The organism is Aeromonas sp. 600948 (assembly GCF_049174875.1).
Lineage (GTDB): Bacteria > Pseudomonadota > Gammaproteobacteria > Enterobacterales > Aeromonadaceae > Aeromonas > Aeromonas veronii_A.
Genome location: NZ_JAAKTY010000009.1, coordinates 52,385 through 70,725 on the forward strand (window position 1 = coordinate 52,385; position 18,341 = coordinate 70,725).

Sequence of the window (18,341 nt, forward strand, 5' to 3'; positions counted from 1 at the left end):
GGGAAGGAACCCGCAGACTCTCCTGTCGGAAAGTCTGTCGGGCGGTAATACACGGGACTGATGCCCTGAGGATTCAGATAGCTGTCTCTTGAGAGACTATCTTATCGCGACCGGTGTTCTTTGCCTGATAGAGCAGCCGATCCGCTACGCTCAGCGCCTCGTCCATGGATATCCGCCCGACGCTGATCACGCCGTAACTGGCGCGAACAAAGAGCGGGTTTTCCGGTGACAAGGGTTGCTGGCGCAGCTGCTGACGCAGCCCTTCAAGACGCTTGATCAACACGGGGACGGTACAGTGAGGCACCATCATGGCAAACTCCTCTCCGCCAAACCGGGCGATCATGGCATCGGGGAAGAACTGGGTCAGTAGCCGGGTCAGATGGCAGAGCAGTTGATCGCCGATGGCATGGCCCCAGTGATCGTTGACCTGCTTGAAGTGATCCACATCGAGCACACAGAGTGCAAGAGGCGTCTGTTGGCGCTGATGCTCTTCAAACCATTTTTGCCCTTCGTTGAACCAGTAGCGCCGGTTGTAGAGACCGGTCAGGTAATCACGATTGGCTGACTCCTGAATGCTGTTGAACTGCTCGAGCGCTTCCAGATTGTGGCTGACCCGACACTGCAGCTCTTCCGGCTCGAACGGCTGGTTGAGAAAGTCGTTGGCGCCTTGCTTGAGGTAGCGAGCAGAGAGACCGCGCTTGTCCGAGACCGAGATCCCGATAATCGCGAGCTGCTGCTTGCTGTAACGCTCTCTCAGCATCCGCACCAGACTGATGCCATCGATATCCGGCATATAGTAGTCGACCAGTGCCAGCCGGATGTCCGGGTGTTGCTCCAGCATCGCCATCGCTTCACGGGCATGACTGGCCTCATGCACCTGCAACAACTGCTTGCGCAACTGGGCCATGGTGCGGTGACGGGAGGTGCGTGAGTCGTCGACTACCAGCACTTCGATCGACTGGTTGAGATAGAGGCGGTGCACCAGACTGACTGCATATTGCAGCGAGTGGCGGGAATCCTTCATCACATAGTCCAACACGCCGGTTTCCAGCCAGGCGGCACGTTTATCCTCGCTGATGTCGGCAGTGAGGATCACCACCGGCAAACCTCGAGCCAGCAGCTCGTTGACCGCTTCGCCACGGGGCGCATCCGGCAAGGTTAAGTCCACCAGCGCGACCACATACTCCTCGCCCCGACAGTGACGGGCGCCTTCGAGGGTATCGAAGGCATCGATCTCGAGGCCTGTCTGCTGGGCAATGGCCTGAGTCAGCATACGGCGGATGGTCAGGCTATCTTCGACAATCAATATCTTCTGTTTCATTAGACTCCTTTAAATAAAAAAGGCATACCGACTGGTATGCCTTATATCACAACTGCGCTTGTTTATTGCGCGTCGAGGTAGCGTTCGGCATCGAGGGCTGCCATGCAGCCGGTACCGGCAGAGGTGATCGCCTGACGGTAGTTGTGATCGGCCACATCGCCAGCAGCGAAGACTCCTTCAATGCTGGTCTGGGTGGCAAAACCGTCGAGGCCGCCACGTACCTTCAGATAGCCGTTTTGCATCTCAAGCTGGCCATCGAAGATCTGGGTATTGGGCTGGTGGCCGATGGCGATGAAGACGCCCATCAGCGGTAGCTCGCTGGTGCTGTTGTCCTGAGTGTTGCGCAGGCGCACACCGGTGACCCCCATCTGATCACCCAGCACTTCGTCCAGGGTCTGGTGGGTGTGCAGCACGATGTTGCCGCTCGCAACCTTGTCGTGCAGACGCTTGATCAGGATCTTCTCGGCACGGAATTCGTCGCGGCGGTGGATCAGGTGCACCTTCTTGGCGATGTTGGCCAGATACAAGGCTTCTTCAACTGCGGTGTTGCCACCGCCGATCACCGCCACTTCCTGATTGCGGTAGAAGAAACCGTCACAGGTGGCACAGGCAGAGACGCCGCGCCCTTTGAAGGCCTCTTCGGAGGGCAGGCCCAGATACTTGGCGGAGGCGCCGGTCGCAATGATCAGGGCATCGCAGGTGTATTCGCCGTTGTCCCCTTTGAGGCGGAACGGGCGCTGAGTCAGTTCGACACTGTTGATGTGATCAAACAGGATGCGGGTATCGAACTTCTCCGCATGCTCTTTCATGCGTTCCATCAGGGCCGGGCCGGTCAGGCCTTCCGGATCACCTGGCCAGTTTTCCACTTCGGTGGTGGTGGTCAGCTGACCCCCTTGCTGCATGCCGGTGATGAGCAGGGGATTGAGGTTGGCGCGGGCGGCATAGACGGCCGCGGTGTAACCGGCCGGGCCTGACCCTAAGATCAGCAATTTGCTGTGAGTGACTTGGCTCATGATGTCATTTCCGGGATGTGATGAGTTTGCGCGATTGTAGGTAATTCGTGATCCGGGGTCAAAGGCTGGTGAGTCGATTGCACTAATCGTGTTCACAAGGGGTGACATGCAAAATAAAGGAATAAAAAAACCGCCCATCGCGGGCGGATTTTCACTCATCTCCAACTGGCGCAGGCCAGAGCAGATCAGTTCAGCAGGGTCAGGGGATCCGTGTAGGCAAGGCCATGTGCCACGGCCACTTCCTTGCAGGTGAGCTTGCCCTCCATCACGTTGAGCCCGTGCAACAGGTTGGGGTCGCTCAGCAGTGCCTGACGATACCCTTGCTGGGCCAGCTTGATAATAAAGGGGAGGGTGGCATTGTTGAGCGCCACGGTCGAGGTGCGGGCCACCGCCCCCGGCATGTTGGCGACACAGTAGTGCACCACCTCATCGACGATATAGGTCGGATCCTGGTGGGTGGTGGAGTGGGAGGTTTCCACACAGCCGCCCTGATCGATGGCCACATCGACGATGGCAGAACCCGGCTTCATGCGCGCAATGTGGTCACGGCGGACAAGTTTTGGCGCAGTGGCACCCGGTACCAGCACGCCGCCGATGACCAGATCGGCCGCCAGCAGATGGCGCTCCAGCGTCTCGCTGTTGGAGTAGACCACCTTGGCCGCTCCCTGGAACTCGTTATCGAGACGGCGCAGGGTATCGACGTTGTTGTCGAGGATGGTCACATCCGCGCGCAGGCCAATGGCCATGCGGGCCGCATTGGAGCCGACCACGCCGCCACCGATGATCACCACCTTGGCCGGTTCGACACCGGGTACGCCGCCAAGCAGAACACCGCTCCCACCGCGCGATTTTTCCAGCGCCTGGGCACCCGCCTGAATAGACATGCGTCCGGCCACTTCCGACATGGGGGCCAGCAGGGGCAGGCCCCCACGGCCGTCGGTGACGGTTTCATAGGCGATACAGATGGCGCCGCTTTTCAGCAGGGCTTCGGTCTGGGGCAAGTCTGGCGCCAGATGCAGATAGGTGAACAGGGTCTGACCCGGACGCAGCATGGCACATTCGACAGGCTGAGGTTCCTTGACCTTGACGATCATCTCGGCTTTGGCGAAAACCTCTGCTGCAGAGGCCAAAATTTCGGCTCCAACAGCGATATAATCTGCATCGCTGAAGCCAATGCCGTTTCCGGCACCGCTTTGGACGAAAACAGTATGGTTTCGTGCTGTCAGTTCACGTACACTGGCCGGAACCATGCCTACGCGGTATTCATGGTTTTTTATCTCTTTAGGTACACCGATAATCATGCTATCCCTCGTCTATAGATTGGTGTTTCATGTTGCCAAAATGTTAACCAACATTTGCGCCTAGTATATTCAGGTATTGACAGGATTTGTGACCATAATTATAAAATGACTGGTGATTCTTACCAAAAAATAGCCAAAGGATGGAATAAAATGATGGAAGCTAAGAGTCGGCTAAAGGATTTGGACAGGATTGACCGCAACATTCTTAATGAACTGCAAAAGGATGGCAGGATTTCGAATGTTGAGTTGTCCAAGCGAGTTGGCCTGAGTCCTACACCGTGTCTGGAACGGGTTCGTCGCCTCGAGCGACAAGGTTATATCGAAGGATATGCCGCTATTCTGAACCCTCATTATCTGGACGCATCTCTGCTGGTGTTTGTAGAGATAACCCTCAATCGCGGGGCGCCTGATGTGTTTGAACAGTTCAACAAGGCTGTTCAGGTGCTCGAAGAGATCCAGGAGTGTCATCTGGTTTCCGGTGACTTCGACTATCTGCTCAAGACCCGAGTCAGCGACATGTCGGCTTACCGCCGTCTGTTGGGGGAAACCCTGCTGCGTCTGCCCGGTGTCAATGACACCCGCACCTACGTGGTGATGGAAGAGGTCAAGCAGAGCAGTCGTCTGGTGATCAGCACCCGATAAAGCAGGTTATGCCGTGGTATCTTTTCCATATGAGACACCATGACAGTCAGAAACGAGCGGCCGGTCCGCTCGTTTCTTCTTGTAAAGATAATTGCAAATATGGCCCCGTCCCATCAGGCTCTGGCTGACAATCGATGGGCTTTTCGGGGATACTAGGCCCCCTTATTTCCTGCATTACATGTTTTCAGAAAGGAGCCGGAGTTTGGCCGATAAAAAGCTGTTTACTCCTTTATCAGGTACACAACGGATCTTCGAAGCCGTCTTGATCGCCATCACCCTGATGGCTGCTTATCTTCTGCTTGCCCTGTTGTCCTATCATCCCGCTGATCCCGGCTGGTCCCAGACCTCCTGGCAAGGGGAGGTGAAGAACCTCGCCGGTAGTGCCGGTGCCTGGCTCGCCGATATCACCATGTTTACCTTTGGTGCCTTCTCCTATCTGGTGCCGCCGCTGGTGGTGCTGCTGGGCTGGAGTCTGTTCTGGCGCCCGAGCCGTCTGCTCGATGTGGATTACCTCACCCTGGGGGTGCGGATCATCGGCTTTATCCTGACCGTGCTCGGCATGTCGGCCATTGCCAGCATGAACTTCAACGATATGCAAAACTTCTCCGCCGGTGGTCTGGTGGGGGATGTGATCGCTTCTGCAGTGGTGCCGCTGTTTGGCGGCGTCGGGGCCAACCTGATGCTGCTCTGCTTCGTGGCAACCGGCATCACCCTGTTTACCGGCTGGTCCTGGCTCACTATTGTCGAGCAGATCGGTGCGGCCTGTACCGGTTCGGTCAGTGCTGTTTACCACTTCCCGACCACCCTCGGCCGCTGGCTGACCGGTGGCTGGCGTCAACCCCGCAACGAGGGGCCGGATCCCTTGCTGGAAGGCGGGGTAGGGGCCATCGCGTTTGATGACGAGGAAGATGAGCCGCACACCAGCTGGACGCGCAAGCCCAAGGCCAAGAACCAGAAGGCTGCAGCCGAAGAGTGGCTGCCGGAACTCGACGACGATACCTTCGAGTTCGACCCACAGTTTGATGATGAAGATGATGAGCCGGCTCCGGCTGCCAAACCGAAACGTGCGGTGGCGGCTGCCAATGGGCGCCGCCAGCCGCTACTGGCTGTGGCCGATGACGAGGACGATCTGGATCTGCCCTGGGCCGAAGGGGACGACGAGGTCGCCGCGCCGGTAGCCGTCGCTCCGACCAAGCCCAAGCGTCGTCCGCAGTCAACAATGCCGCCGTTGCCGAGTATCGAGCTGCTGGACAGACCGCCAGCCAAGACCCAGATGATGAGCAAGGACGAGCTGGATCGCATGGGCCGTCTGGTGGAGGCCAAGCTTGCCGACTACAACGTGCAGGCCAAGGTGGTCGGTGTCTATCCGGGCCCGGTCATTACCCGTTTCGAGCTGGATCTGGCGCCGGGCATGAAGGCGAGCAAGATCACCAACCTCTCACGCGATCTGGCCCGCTCCTTGTCTGCCAGCAGTGTGCGGGTGGTTGAGGTGATCCCGGGTAAAACCTATGTCGGTATCGAGCTGCCCAACCGGGTGCGCCAGACCGTTTACCTGCGTGAAACCCTCGACTGCAATGCTTTCCGCGATAGCCGCAACCCGCTCACAATGGGCCTGGGTCAGGACATCGCCGGCGAGCCGGTGGTGGTGAACCTGGCCAAGATGCCGCACCTGCTGGTGGCCGGTACCACAGGTTCCGGTAAGTCGGTAGGGGTCAACACCATGATCATCTCGATGCTCTACAAGTCATCCCCAGATGATCTGCGCTTCATCATGATCGATCCCAAGATGCTGGAACTCTCGGTCTACGAAGGGATCCCGCATCTGCTGACCGAGGTGGTGACCGACATGAAGGATGCCGCCAACGCCCTGCGCTGGTGTGTGGGCGAGATGGAGCGTCGTTACAAGCTGATGTCGGCGGTCGGGGTGCGTAACCTCAAGGGCTACAACGACAAGGTGCTGGCCGCCATCGAGGAGGGGGAACCCCTGCTGGATCCGTTGTGGCGCCCGGGTGACTCCATGGATCAGATGCCGCCGGAGCTGGAGAAGCTGCCCCACATCGTGGTGGTGGTGGACGAATTTGCCGACATGATGATGATCGTCGGCAAGAAGGTGGAAGAGCTGATCGCCCGTATCGCCCAGAAGGCGCGGGCCGCCGGTATTCACCTCATTCTGGCGACCCAGCGTCCGTCAGTGGATGTGATTACCGGTCTTATCAAGGCCAACATCCCGACCCGTATTTCGTTCCAGGTATCGAGCAAGATCGACTCCCGTACCATTATCGATCAGGGCGGCGCCGAATCCCTGCTCGGTATGGGCGACATGCTCTACATGCCGGCTGGCACCTCCAACCCGACCCGGGTACACGGTGCGTTCGTCGATGATCACGAAGTGCACAAGGTGGTGGCGGACTGGAAACTGCGCGGCGAGCCGAACTACATCGAGGAGATCCTCTCCGGTGAGTCGGGTGGCGAAGGTGGCAGCGGCGAATATGGCGGTGGTGGCGATGAAGAGCTCGACCCCCTGTTCGACGAAGCGGTCGCTTTTGTGGTGGAGTCCCGCCGTGGCTCGACCTCCAGCGTCCAGCGCAAGTTCAAGATTGGTTACAACCGGGCAGCCCGTCTCATCGAGCAGATGGAGAATCAGGGCATCGTCAGCTCACCGGGTGGCAATGGTCAGCGCGACGTGCTGGCACCGCCGCCGGTGCGGGACTAAGCCTCACCGTTTCATACTATCCCTGGCCATGCCCTCCGCGGGCGTGGCCTTTTATCGAGAGCGTCTTTATGAAGAGCGTGATGAAAAAACAACTGTTGATGGGTACCGTGCTGCTGATGGCCAGCAGCCAGGTGTGGGCCGATGCGGCCAGCGATCTCAAACAGAAGCTGGCGGGGGTGAGCCTCTTCTCCGCCAAATTTGCCCAGACCGTCTATGACAGCAAGGGCAAGGAACTGCAAAAGGCCAGCGGCGATCTGCTGGTGCAGCGGCCAAACCGTTTCAACTGGCACACCACCTCGCCGGACGAGAGCCTGATAGTTGCCGATGGTCAGGATGTCTGGGTCTATGATCCCTTCGTCGAGCAGGTGACCGCCCTCAAGCTGAAAGATGCGGTGCTCAACACCCCCTTTATTCTGATCGCCGGCAATGACGACAAGTTCTGGAAGAACTATGACGTGACCCAGCAGGGGGATGTCTACACCGTCACCAGCCGTAACAAGGATGAGCTGATTGCCTCCTTCCGTGTCACCTTCGACAGACAAGACAACATCAGTCGTTTCGATGTGAAAGAGGCGCAAGGGCAGTGGAGTGAATTCACCCTGAGCAGCTTCAACCGCAAGCCGGTGCTCAAGGGCAACGAATTTGTTTTCAAGATCCCGAAGGGGGTCGAACTGGACGACCAGCGCTAATGAGCAAGCGGTCGTTGGATTGCTTGCCACTGCGCCAGTCAAAGGCGAGTGGCGTGACGCTGGGTGGTCAATACAGATGAGCAACTTGTCGCTGGATTTCTCATCGGACTTTCGTCCGCTGGCGGCCCGGATGCGGCCGCAAAACCTCGACCAGTATATCGGTCAGCAACATATCCTGGGGGCTGACAAGCCCCTGCGCAAAGCGATCCTGGCGGGTCACTGCCACTCCATGATCCTGTGGGGGCCACCCGGTACCGGTAAAACCACGCTGGCGGAGCTGGTGGCTCACTACTGTCAGGCGGAAGTGGAGCGACTCTCGGCAGTGACCTCAGGCATCAAGGAGATCCGCGCCGCCATCGACAAGGCCAAAGAGAACAGCTGGCGCGGGGTGCGCACCATCCTCTTCGTGGATGAAGTGCACCGCTTCAACAAGAGTCAGCAGGATGTGTTCCTGCCTCATATCGAAGATGGCACCATCACCTTTATCGGTGCCACCACCGAAAACCCCTCGTTCGAACTCAACAACGCGCTGCTCTCCCGTGCTCGGGTCTATCTGCTCAAGCGACTTGAGGAGAGCGACATCCTCGCCATGCTCGATCAGGCGATGACCGATCCCCGTGGTCTCAATGATCCGGTGCTCACCTTTGCCCCCGGGGTGAAGGAGGCGCTGGCCAAGGCGGTGGATGGGGACGGGCGTAAATCCCTCAACTATTTGGAGCTGTTGGCCGACATGGCCGAAACCGACAGCACAGGGGCGAGGGTGATCGACAGCGCGCTGCTTGCCGCCGTAGCGGGGGAACATGTGGCCCGCTTCGACAAGGGGGGGGATCACTTCTACGACCTCATCTCGGCGGTGCATAAATCTATCCGCGGCTCGGCACCGGATGCGGCACTCTACTGGTATGCCCGCATGGTGAGTGCCGGCTGCGATCCCCTCTACATTGCCCGCCGCTTGCTGGCCATCGCCTCGGAAGATGTGGGCAATGCCGATCCCCGTGCCATGCAGGTGGCGCTATCTGCCTGGGATTGTTTCCACCGCATCGGGCCGGCGGAAGGGGAGCGGGCTATCGCCCAGGCGATCGTCTATCTCGCCTGTGCCCCCAAGAGCAATGCGGTCTACACCGCCTGGAAGGCAGCGCTCAATGATGCCAAAAACCTCCCTGACTTCGAGGTGCCGGTGCACCTGCGCAATGCGCCGACCCGGCTGATGAGCGATCTGGGCTATGGTGCCGAGTATCGCTATGCCCATGACGAGCCGGGCGCCTATGCCGCGGGGGAGGAGTATTTTCCCCCCGAGCTTGCCGGCAAGCAGTACTATCAGCCTACCGATCGTGGCCTTGAAAAGCAGATCGGCCAGAAGCTCGATTATCTCCAAGAGCTGGATCGACAGAGCTCGCAAAAACGGGGCCGATAGCCCCGCTTGTTTGTCAGCAGAATGAAAATTGGTCAAGTACCGGAATAATTGGGGTGTTTGACCGCACAAGTCGGCAAAAACGACCCAAATAGTCCCTGTTCGGGCAGGGGGGCGGTCTGCTACACTGCCCCTCTGACCCCGTTGGTTTCGGCCTGATACCATCTTCTTGATTTCGAAGGCCTGACTCTCAAGGCGACGGGGGCCAACCGATGTTAACTTCCGGATCTGTTTTTTAGCCCGTCATGATGACTCAGGCCCAGATCCCTTATTAAAAAAGTAGGTAACCCATGCTGGATCCCAAATATCTGCGCAGCGACATCGATGAAGCTGCCGCTCGTCTGGCGACACGTGGCTACGTTCTGGACGTAGCGGCTGTCAATGCTCTGGAAGAGAAGCGCAAGGATCTGCAGTCCCGTACCCAGGAGCTGCAGGCCGAGCGCAACGCCCGCTCCAAGTCCATCGGTGAGGCTGCCCGTCGCGGTGAAGATGTTGCCCCGCTCAAGGCTGAAGTGACCAAGATCAACGACGAGCTGGAGACCAGCAAGGTTGAGCTGGATGCCCTGCTGGCCCAGCTGAAAACCATTGCCGATGCCATCCCCAACCTGCCGAGCGAAACTACCCCTGTTGGTCGTGACGAAAACGACAACGTGGAAGTGCGTCGCTGGGGTACCCCGCGTCACTTCGACTTCCCGGTACGGGATCATATCGATCTGGGTGAAGCGGCCAAGGGCGTCGATTTCAAGAACGGCGTCAAGCTCTCCGGTTCCCGTTTCGTGGTGATGAAGGGCCAGATTGCCCGTCTGCACCGCGCCCTGGCCCAGTTCATGCTGGATCTGCACACCCTGCAACACGGTTACACCGAGTGCTACGTACCTTATCTGGTCAACCCGGACAGCCTGTACGGTACCGGCCAGCTGCCGAAGTTTTCCCAGGATCTGTTCAATACCGGTATTGACGGCGAAGGGGAAGAAGAGGGCAAGGTGCGCAAGTTCTCCCTGATCCCGACTTCCGAAGTACCGCTTACCAACATGGCGCGCGACGAGATCTTCGACGAGCAGGAGCTGCCGATCAAGATGACCGCTCACAGCCCCTGCTTCCGTTCCGAAGCGGGCTCTTACGGTCGCGATACCCGTGGCCTCATCCGTATGCACCAGTTCGACAAGGTCGAAATGGTGCAGCTGGTTCACCCGGAGAAATCCTGGGAAGCGCTTGAAGAGATGGTGGGTCACGCCGAGAAGGTGCTGCAACTGCTGGAGCTGCCATATCGCGTGATGGCGCTCTCTACCGGTGACATGGGCTTCTGCGCGGCCAAGACTTACGATCTGGAAGTGTGGCTGCCGGCCCAGAACACTTACCGCGAGATCTCTTCCGTCTCCAACTGCACCGACTTCCAGGCGCGCCGCATGCAGGCTCGCGTGCGTGTCGATGGCAAGCCGCAGCTCATTCACACCCTGAATGGCTCCGGTCTGGCTGTAGGCCGTACTCTGGTCGCCGTGATCGAGAACTACCAGCAGGCAGATGGCCGTATCGCCATCCCGGCTGCGCTGCAATCCTACATGGGCGGCCTGACCCACATCGGGTAAGCGCTCGTTGCAGACGACAACGCCATGGCCATGCCATGGCGTTGTGCATTCTGGCGCCGCTCAACCGTTTTTATCGTGAATAAATCTGCGTTTCCGGCGCCTCTTTGAACATGTAACACAATTTTATCAAGCATTGCGCAATCGTTTTTGTTAGACTGCGCCGCAATTTCGCAGGACATCTTTTTCTATGGTCTGGATTGATTACGCCATCATCGGCATCGTCGGTTTTTCTGCACTCATCAGCCTGGTGCGCGGCTTCGTCAAAGAGGCCATGTCTCTCGTCACCTGGTTCGTTGCCTTCTTTATTGCCAGCCACTTCTATCCTGATCTCGCCGCCTATTTTACCTCTTTCTCCGATGCGCTGGTGCGCAACGGTCTGGCCATCGCGGCCCTGTTCGTGGCAACCCTGATCCTGGGCAGCGTGGTGAACTACGTGGTGGGTCTGCTGGTGGACAAGACGGGGCTCTCCGGTACCGATCGGGTGCTTGGAGTCTGCTTCGGCGCAATTCGCGGGGTACTGATCGTCAGTGCCCTGCTTTTTTTCATGGATACCTTCACCAGCCTCTCCCAGAGCGACTGGTGGGCGGCATCCAAGCTGGTGCCGGAGTTCAAGCCGGTGATCCAGTGGTTTTTCGGGTTCATGCTGAACTCATCCAGTTTTCTTAAACAGGTATAGTGACTTCGAGGTAGCAAAGACATGTGTGGTATTGTCGGTATAGTTGGCACCACCCCCGTCAATCAGGCCCTCTACGACGCCTTGACGGTGTTGCAGCACAGGGGACAGGATGCCGCCGGGATCGTGACCATTGATAGTGGAAACTTCCGGCAACGCAAGGCCAATGGCCTGGTGAAGGACGTGTTTGAAGTGCGCCACATGCAGCGTTTGCAAGGGAACATCGGCATAGGTCATGTCAGATATCCCACCGCAGGTAGCTCAAGTGCCGCTGAAGCCCAACCTTTTTATGTGAACTCGCCCTACGGCATGGTGCTGGCCCATAACGGCAACCTCACCAACGCCAAGGAGCTCAAGGAGCAGCAGTTCAAGGTCGCCCGTCGTCACATCAACACCACCTCCGATTCGGAAGTGTTGCTGAACGTGCTGGCCCACGAGCTGGATCGTTGTGACAAGATGGCCCTGCGCCCCGAAGATATCTTCGCCGCGGTGCGCAGAACCCATCAGCAGATCCGCGGCGCTTATGCGGTGGTTTCACTAGTGATTGGTCATGGTCTCATCGGTTTTCGCGATCCCAACGGCATTCGCCCGCTGATCCTCGGTCGTCGTCAGGACGAGCAGGGCCAGGTGGAGTACATGCTTGCCTCCGAGAGCGTGGCACTCGACGCCATCGGTTTCGAGACGGTGCGGGATATTGCGCCGGGTGAAGCCATCTACATCACCGAGCAGGGCCAGCTCTTCTCCGAGCAGTGTGCGGAAAACCCGCAGATGAGCTCCTGCATCTTCGAATACGTCTATTTCGCCCGTCCCGATTCGTGCATCGACAAGGTCTCGGTCTACGCCGCCCGCCTCAACATGGGTCGCAAGCTGGGTCAGAAGATTGCCCGCGAGTGGGAAGATCTCGACGTCGATGTGGTTATCCCTATCCCCGAGACCTCCTGTGACGTGGCGCTGGAGATCGCCCACACCCTGGATCTGCCATACCGTCAGGGCTTCGTGAAGAACCGCTACATCGGCCGTACCTTTATCATGCCAGGCCAGACCCAGCGCAAGAAGTCGGTGCGTCGCAAACTCAACGCCATCAGCTCCGAATTCAAGGGCAAAAAGGTGTTGCTGGTGGATGACAGCATAGTGCGCGGTACCACGTCCGAGCAGATCATCCAGATGGCCCGTGAAGCAGGGGCTGCCAAGGTCTACTTCGCCTCGGCGGCGCCGGAAATTCGTTTCCCCAACGTCTACGGCATCGACATGCCCACCGCCAACGAGCTGATCGCCCATGGCCGCGAAGTGGAAGAGGTGTGCAAGCTGATTGGCGCTGACGGCCTGATTTTCCAGGATCTGGAAGATCTGGAAGCCGCCGTGCGGGAGATCAACCCGGATCTGCGTCACTTCGAGACCTCAGTCTTCAATGGTCACTACGTCACCTCCGACGTGGACCAGTCCTATCTGGATCACCTCAACGCCCTGCGCAACGATGACACCAAAGCGGTGCGTGAGTGGCAGGAAGGCACCAGCAATCTGGAAATTTTTAACGAAGGCAGTTAAACGTTTGCGGTTTTGCCGGATGGGATAGCGAGATGGGGGCCAGTGGCCCCCATTGTCGTTTCTACCTCGCACCGCCAGAAGGGGTAGGGTGTATCTGTTTGAAAAACATCCGTTTATCTTGCCGGATATGGGCATGGCCAGCGGGATCCGCTAGCATAGGCGGCAACATATATGATCGATACGCTTTTAAGAGACGAGAGTTCAGATGGATGATCTGCTAGCCCCAGTGCGCCAGTTTTTGCAGTGCGAGACCCCGGATGAGTGGGTAGAGATGGCGCGGGATCCGGCCCGTTTACCGACCCTGCTCATCGATCACGCCAACTGCGAGACCAAGGCCGCACTCACTGCCCACAGTCTGGTGCGTCGCTACTGCCTGCCCAAGGGCAAGCGCCATCTGCTGCCCAAGCTGGAGTTCTATCGCGAGCTGGATGCCATTCCGGAGAAGGCCGAGATCCTGGGCAAACGCAGCATGGGGGAGTCTGATCGCACCGTCTTTTCCGAGCTGGAACGCAATCCGCTGCTGTTTCCCATGGTGCGGCTCATACAGGAGGAGCTGCATCACTTCGAGCAGGTGCTGGAGATCATGCAGGCCCGCGGCATCGAATACGGGCCGGTGACGGCCTCCCGCTATGCCCGCCAGTTGATGCAGCATGTGCGCACCCATGAACCGGCCACCATAGTCGACAAGATGATCATCGGCGCCTATATCGAGGCCCGCTCCTGCGAGCGGTTTGCCAAGCTGGCGCCCCATCTGGACGAAGAGCTGAGCCGCTTCTACGTCTCTTTGCTGCGCTCCGAAGCGCGTCACTATCAGGATTACCTGAGCCTGGCCGAACAGTACGCAGGGGAGGATATCAGCGAGCGGGTGGCCTTCTTTGGCAAGCAGGAAGCCGAGCTAATCTGCTCGCCGGATCCCCAGTTCCGGTTTCATAGCGGCCTGCCTGTCACATCTGACAGTTGTTGACGCACAGGGGGCAAACTACTATTGCCCTGTTCCTACTACGAGCGACAAGTAGTTACTTTTGAGCGCAATTCCCGGCCCTGAGCCGGGATCTTTTTTTCTGTCGTACCTCCTTCCTGCTTTTGGCGCTCTATGCTGAATCCCTGGCTATTTTTGCGTCTTCCCCTTGCGATGAAATCCTGTTCGAACAGCCGGTTATTGTGGTGATAAAGTGCTCATTCAGGTGGCTCACCCTTGTAGAAACGGGCGAAACCGTGTACTTTTTTGCCTTCGCAAGATTTGAATAACCAATCAATAGGAGCGTGTATGCGCATTGTTCTGTTGGGGGCTCCGGGCGCCGGCAAAGGTACCCAGGCTCAGTTCATCATGGAAAAACACGGTATTCCCCAGATCTCCACCGGCGACATGCTGCGTGCGGCGATCAAAGCGGGCACCGAGCTCGGTCTGAAAGCCAAAGCTGTGATGGACGCAGGTCAGCTGGTCTCTGACGACATCATCATCGGTCTGGTGAAAGAGCGCATCGCTCAGCCGGACTGCGCCAAAGGCTTCCTGTTGGACGGTTTCCCGCGCACCATTCCCCAGGCGCAAGCCATGAAGGACGCCGGTGTCGTGGTTGATTTCGTGCTGGAGTTCGATGTGCCGGACGAAGAGATCGTCAAGCGCATGAGCGGCCGTCGCGTTCACTCCGGCTCCGGCCGTACCTACCACGTGGTGTTCAACCCGCCGAAAGTGGAAGGCAAGGATGACGTGACCGGTGAAGATCTGGTGATCCGCGCCGACGACGAAGAGACCACAGTACGCAAGCGTCTGGATGTATATCATCAGCAGACCGCGCCGCTGATCGGTTTCTACGGCAAAGAGGCGGAAGCGGGCCACACCCGTTACGTCAAGATCGACGGCACTCAGCCGGTTGATCTGGTCAGCAAGCAGCTTGCCACCATTCTGGGCTGATCTTTGCTGCCGGCACTGTTTCCCGTGCCATCAGATAAATAGAGAAGGGCCCTGTCGGGCCCTTTTTGCATAATGACAGATAGACAGGAAGCCAACGTGACCACGAAAACCGGAATATTGCTGGTCAATCTGGGTACCCCAGCCGCACCGACCACCGCTGCCGTCAAAGCGTTCCTCAGCCAGTTCCTGCACGATCCCCGTGTGGTGGACCTGCCCCGTTACCTCTGGTGTCCGCTGCTCCACTTCATCATCTTGCCGACGCGCTCGCCCAAAGTGGCCAAGCTCTATCAGCAGGTGTGGACCGAGCAGGGCTCGCCGCTGATGGTGATAAGCAAGCAGCAGCGTGCTGCGCTGGAGCAGGAGCTCAAGCGGGAGGGGGTTGAGGTGCCGGTGGAGCTGGCGATGACCTATGGTTCCCCGTCAGTGAATGATGGCTGGCAGGCGCTCAAGGCCAAAGGGGTCAACCGGGTGATCCTGTTGCCGCTCTATCCGCAATATTCGGTCAGTACCACCGCCTCGGTCTTCGATGCCTGGGGCAAGGCGATGAAGAGAGAACGCAATCTGCCGGTGGTGCGGCTCATTCGTGATTATCACGCCCATCCCGAATACATTCAGGCGCTGGCCATGAGTGTGCGCCGTCACTGGGAGCAGCACGGTCAGGGTGATCACCTGCTGATGTCGTTCCACGGTATTCCCGAGCGCTACGAGAACGAAGGGGACCCCTATGGTCACCAGTGTCGCCATACCGCCAGCTTGCTGGCCGAGGCGCTCGGGCTGGAGGCCGGGCAGTGGACGGCCAGCTTCCAGTCCCGCTTTGGCAAGGAGGAGTGGCTCAAGCCCTACACAGACGTGACCATTGCTGGCCTGCCGGCCGCCGGAGTCAAGCGGCTCGATGTAATTTGCCCCGCCTTTGCCGCCGACTGCCTCGAAACCCTTGAGGAAATTCAGGTACAGAATCGGGAGATCTTCATGGAGGCCGGTGGCGAGCGGTTTGAATATATTCCGGCCCTCAACAGCGATCAGGCCCACATCAGGATGATGGTCTCGCTCATCTGCCGCGAATTGGCATGAGTGACCGGCAGTCAGTCAAACAAGGAGTCGAGTCATGGTACATATCACGCTGATCTACGCAGGCCTGCTTGGGCTGCTGTTTCTAGGGCTCTCCTTCTGGGTGGTCAAACGCCGCGCCCAGTTCGGGGTGATGATAGGACAGGGGGAGGCCCCCGAGCTGCTGGCGGCGATCCGGGCCCACGGCAATTTTGCCGAGTATGTGCCGCTGACCCTGCTGCTGATGGCGCTGTGCGAGCTCTCCGGTGCCGGTGCGCTCTGGCTGCATGCCGGTGGCGCCATGCTACTGGTTGGCCGCATCCTGCATGCCATCGGCATCCAGATCCCCAAAGCCCCCAATGTGCCCCGTTTTCTGGGCACCTTGCTGTTCTGGCTCGCCCTCGGCCTCTTCTCGGTGCTGGCTCTGTTGCAGGGGATGGCGGCCGCCTGAAAACCGGCGCTTTGTATGCTATTGAACCACCCCGGACGGGGTGGTTTTTTTATGGTGAAAAGGCAAACGTTTTTCCTTGCAAGCCTTGTCTATACTGACTCCATTATTTAAACAGGGCGACTTTTCGGGGCGACGGATTGTGTTAAAATCCCGCCCCTCTTTCCCCCAGAGCACAGAACATTGCCATGAAATTTCCCGGTCAGCGCAAGTCCAAACACTACTTCCCTGTCGACAGACGCGATCCCCTGGTGCCGCAAAATCCCCTGTTAACCGAACTGGGCAAAGCCTACGTGGTCGGGATTGATCAGACCCTGGTTGATATTGAAGCCCATGTGGATGAAGACTTTCTGACCCGTTATGGTCTGAGCAAGGGGCACTCCGTCGTCATCAACGACGACGTGGCCGAACGGATTTATGACGAGCTCAAGGCCAACAACATGGTAGTGAGCGAGTTTGCCGGTGGCACCATTGGCAACACGGTACACAACTACTCGGTACTGGCCGACTCCCACTCCATCCTGCTGGGTGTGATGAGTCAGGATATTCGCATCGGCTGCTACGCCTACCGCTATCTGTGCAACACCTCTTCCCGCGTCAATCTGGACTATCTGCAGCCGGTGGATGGCCCCATCGGTCGTTGCTTCACCTTCATCACCGAGTGCGGCGAGCGCAGCTTCGGCATCAACGCCGGCAAGATGAACCAGCTGGATGTGCAGCACATCCCGGAGGATGTGATCAAAGGGGCATCTGCCCTGGTGATCACCGCCTATCTGGTGCGTGGTGACGATGGTGATCCGATGAAAGAGGCGGCCATGACCGCGGTGCGTTATGCCCGCGAGGCCGGTATTCCCGTGGTGCTGACCCTGGGCACCCGTTTCGTCATCGACGAAAACCCCCAGTGGTGGCGCGACTTCATTGCCGAGAACGTGACTGTGCTGGCGATGAACGAAGACGAAGGTGAAGCCCTGACCGGCATCGCAGATCCGCTCGGTGCGGCCGACAAGGCGCTCGATTGGGCCGACATGGTGCTCTGTACCGCAGGCCCCATCGGTCTTTACATGGCGAGCTACACCGACGAGGACTACAAGCGCGAGACCACTCATACCCTGTTGCCGGGCGTCATCCCCGAGTTCAACATGTATGAGTTCAGCCGTCCGATGGCCCGCGCCAAGTGCCGCAAACCGACCCGGATCTACTCCCACATCTCCCCGTACATGGGTGGCCCGGAGAAGATCAAGAACACCAACGGGGCAGGGGATGGCGCGCTTTCCGCCGTGCTGCACGACATGGTGGCCAACTCCTATCACCGGATGAATGTGCCCAACTCCGCCAAACACATCTCCGAGTTCCTGACTTACTCCTCACTGGCCCAGGTGTGCAAATACGCCAACCGCGTCAGCTACGAGGTGTTGGCCCAGAGCAGTCCCCGTCTCTCCCGCGGTTTGCCGGAGAAAGAGGACAGCCTGGAAGAGGTTTACTGGGAGCGTTGATCTCCTAATCTGCAAGGCGCCTCCATCGGGAGGCGTTTTTGCAGGCTAATGGGGGTTATCCCGGCTTTTTTGCCGGAATAACCCCAATATGCTTGAGTCCATGTCACTTTTGCGACACCATTTGGCCATCGTATTGTCGCCCGACAATGCAGCAGCACCCGAAAGAAAGAGAGAACCCCATGAGCATGCTTAACGACAATCTTGACGCCAATTTCCAACTGTTTATCGAACAAGTCCGCGAGTCGGGTCAGGTGTGGGGACTGCGCTATGGGGAAGACTGGGTTGTCTGCCGCTCAGCCGAATTTGAAGATGCCGACGTGATGCCGCTCTGGTCTGCCGAAGAGGACGCTCGTCTGCACTGTGTTGACGAGTGGGCCGATTACGAGCCGGAAGTGATCGATCTGGAAGAGTTTCTCGATATCTGGATCAACGATCTGGATGAAGATGATGTACTGGTTGGCCCGAACTGGAACGCCGATCTGGAAGGTCAGGAGCTCGAACCCATCGAGCTGGCCAAGGCACTGGTTGAACTGGACGCCTGAAAGCG

General features: G+C 58.4%; 16 protein-coding genes. 13 read left to right on the forward strand and 3 right to left on the reverse strand.

From position 1 onward, the window contains the following. Positions 1-73: 73 nt before the first annotated feature. The 3 genes from G5182_RS09800 to ald form a co-directional block, all read right to left on the reverse strand. Positions 74-1,321: a diguanylate cyclase gene (locus tag G5182_RS09800; RefSeq protein WP_193860409.1), complete on the reverse strand. Its 1,248-nt coding sequence runs from the start codon at positions 1,319-1,321 to the stop codon at positions 74-76. Positions 1,322-1,383: 62 nt separating this feature from the next. Then, entirely contained in the window at positions 1,384-2,334 is a 951-nt protein-coding gene (gene trxB, locus G5182_RS09805; protein WP_019445530.1) for a thioredoxin-disulfide reductase, read from the reverse strand. A gap of 185 nt (positions 2,335-2,519) precedes the next feature. Next, the gene (gene ald, locus G5182_RS09810; RefSeq protein WP_227342591.1) at positions 2,520-3,635 is read right to left on the reverse strand and encodes an alanine dehydrogenase; all 1,116 of its coding nucleotides are present in this window, start codon (positions 3,633-3,635) and stop codon (positions 2,520-2,522) included. Positions 3,636-3,785: 150 nt separating this feature from the next. Here ald and lrp point away from each other — a divergent pair, with 150 nt between their 5' ends. The 13 genes from lrp (at position 3,786) to G5182_RS09875 (ending at position 18,336) form a co-directional block, all read left to right on the forward strand. Then, entirely contained in the window at positions 3,786-4,277 is a 492-nt protein-coding gene (gene lrp, locus G5182_RS09815; protein WP_005300047.1) for a leucine-responsive transcriptional regulator Lrp, read from the forward strand. A 202-nt stretch (positions 4,278-4,479) separates the two neighbouring features. Further along, entirely contained in the window at positions 4,480-6,990 is a 2,511-nt protein-coding gene (locus G5182_RS09820; protein WP_321537288.1) for a DNA translocase FtsK, read from the forward strand. Positions 6,991-7,070: 80 nt separating this feature from the next. Further along, a complete protein-coding gene (lolA, locus tag G5182_RS09825) occupies positions 7,071-7,679 on the forward strand; it encodes an outer membrane lipoprotein chaperone LolA (RefSeq protein WP_041202312.1) in 609 nt (202 codons plus the stop codon). 76 nt (positions 7,680-7,755) lie between these two features. Continuing rightward, on the forward strand, positions 7,756-9,093 hold the full coding sequence (locus tag G5182_RS09830; RefSeq protein ID WP_227342595.1) for a replication-associated recombination protein A: 1,338 nt from the start codon (positions 7,756-7,758) through the stop codon (positions 9,091-9,093). A gap of 287 nt (positions 9,094-9,380) precedes the next feature. Further along, on the forward strand, positions 9,381-10,676 hold the full coding sequence (gene serS / locus G5182_RS09835; protein WP_216978961.1) for a serine--tRNA ligase: 1,296 nt from the start codon (positions 9,381-9,383) through the stop codon (positions 10,674-10,676). 187 nt (positions 10,677-10,863) lie between these two features. Beyond that, entirely contained in the window at positions 10,864-11,352 is a 489-nt protein-coding gene (locus tag G5182_RS09840; RefSeq protein ID WP_033115174.1) for a CvpA family protein, read from the forward strand. Between the two features lie 21 nt (positions 11,353-11,373). Then, positions 11,374-12,894 carry an amidophosphoribosyltransferase gene (purF, locus tag G5182_RS09845; protein ID WP_005351229.1) on the forward strand — a complete coding sequence of 507 codons (1,521 nt, stop codon included), beginning with the start codon at positions 11,374-11,376 and terminating at the stop codon, positions 12,892-12,894. A gap of 205 nt (positions 12,895-13,099) precedes the next feature. Then, on the forward strand, positions 13,100-13,858 hold the full coding sequence (miaE, locus tag G5182_RS09850) for a tRNA isopentenyl-2-thiomethyl-A-37 hydroxylase MiaE (protein ID WP_227342596.1): 759 nt from the start codon (positions 13,100-13,102) through the stop codon (positions 13,856-13,858). Positions 13,859-14,161: 303 nt separating this feature from the next. Further along, complete coding sequence (adk, locus tag G5182_RS09855; RefSeq protein WP_005337083.1) at positions 14,162-14,806, forward strand: adenylate kinase; 645 nt, start codon at positions 14,162-14,164, stop codon at positions 14,804-14,806. Between the two features lie 96 nt (positions 14,807-14,902). Then, on the forward strand, positions 14,903-15,877 hold the full coding sequence (gene hemH / locus G5182_RS09860; protein ID WP_076494673.1) for a ferrochelatase: 975 nt from the start codon (positions 14,903-14,905) through the stop codon (positions 15,875-15,877). Positions 15,878-15,911: 34 nt separating this feature from the next. After that, positions 15,912-16,304, forward strand: a complete 393-nt coding sequence (locus tag G5182_RS09865) for an MAPEG family protein (RefSeq protein WP_005359993.1) — start codon at positions 15,912-15,914, stop codon at positions 16,302-16,304. 185 nt (positions 16,305-16,489) lie between these two features. Next, entirely contained in the window at positions 16,490-17,794 is a 1,305-nt protein-coding gene (locus G5182_RS09870; protein ID WP_216953402.1) for an inosine/guanosine kinase, read from the forward strand. Positions 17,795-17,973: 179 nt separating this feature from the next. Beyond that, positions 17,974-18,336, forward strand: coding sequence for a DUF2750 domain-containing protein (locus tag G5182_RS09875; protein ID WP_005337077.1), 363 nt, complete (start codon positions 17,974-17,976; stop codon positions 18,334-18,336). The last annotated feature ends 5 nt before the right edge of the window (positions 18,337-18,341 follow it).